This is a genomic window from Thermoactinomyces sp. CICC 10522 (assembly GCF_016055075.1).
Classification (GTDB): domain Bacteria; phylum Bacillota; class Bacilli; order Thermoactinomycetales; family Thermoactinomycetaceae; genus Thermoactinomyces_A; species Thermoactinomyces_A daqus.
In genome coordinates, this window is sequence record NZ_JAECVY010000058.1 from 1 (window position 1) to 1,089 (window position 1,089).

Sequence of the window (1,089 nt, forward strand, 5' to 3'; positions counted from 1 at the left end):
TGAGGCTGATGACAAACCCCTGGCTCTTTTCATGAGAAAAGGGCTAGGGGTTGTATATTTCAGGGGAATAAACAGATAAAGGAAATTTAATATGCAGTAAAACCATAACACAGAGCCTTTTCCTCTCTTTGAGAGGAGTAAGGCCATTTTTTTAACGTTTTGAGCCACGGCAGTCAGGAGGCATTGCTCCCTAACTTTGGCAAGCCCCCTGTAACGGGAATAGCGAAGACCATGAAGTTCTTTCGCGTCAGCGAAGCTGCGCTCAATGGTTTCGCCACGTCGTTTGTATAGTTGTTTTCCTCTTTCACTTAAACGGTTTTTTCGAACCCACTCCTTTGCGTTTTCCCACACATGGCGAGTCACGACCTTTTGATGGGTTTTGGAGTGAGTACAACGGGAGAGGAACGGACAGTTCTGGCACACATTTGGGTTTGACTTGTATTCGCGGTATCCTGAGCGATTTGTAGTCGAATAGCGGAGTTCATGCTTGGCGGGGCAAAGATATACATCTTTTTCAGGTATGTACTTAAATTGCCATTTATGAAAAAGGCCTTTCTTCGGTCGGAAACGTCGATGAGCAATCACTGTAAAAATGTTCCGTTTCATCAGTTCCTGACAGATGGGCATAGTGAGATAACCAGCGTCTAATGCGACTTCCTCGACGAGGAAGTCGAACCGGTTAATCTGTCGATCCAAACGTTCCAAGTACGGGATGGAGTCATGAACGTTTCCGGGTGTAACGAAAACATCCGTGATGAAATTGTATTTTCCATCTACTGTTCGGTGATCCAGGTAAAAGAAGCCCTCCGGTTTTCCGTCACGAACCATGTACCCGCTGTCCGGATCGGTTGTGCTGATCCGGATTTCTTTTTCTTCCAATTTTACTTGTTTTTTTTAAACGGATCTTTTCTGTGCTGAATCCGGTCTTTGTCGATGGCTTTCTCTAGCTCTTCCATGTAGCTTTTTGGGGTAACCGTCACCTTTTGTTTCTTGAACTTACTTTTACTGGCGTTTGCTTTTAAGAAGGTGGAATCGCTGAACAATTGTTTCCCTTCAATAAATCCGTGTTGAATCGCCTGAATGACGATT

Annotated in this window: 1 pseudogene; it reads right to left on the reverse strand. The window is 44.5% G+C overall.

Annotated features, from left to right (window positions below):
- Positions 1–123 precede the first annotated feature (123 nt).
- Positions 124–1,089 (reverse strand): annotated as a pseudogene (locus tag I8U18_RS17565) (IS1182 family transposase); the annotation flags it as partial.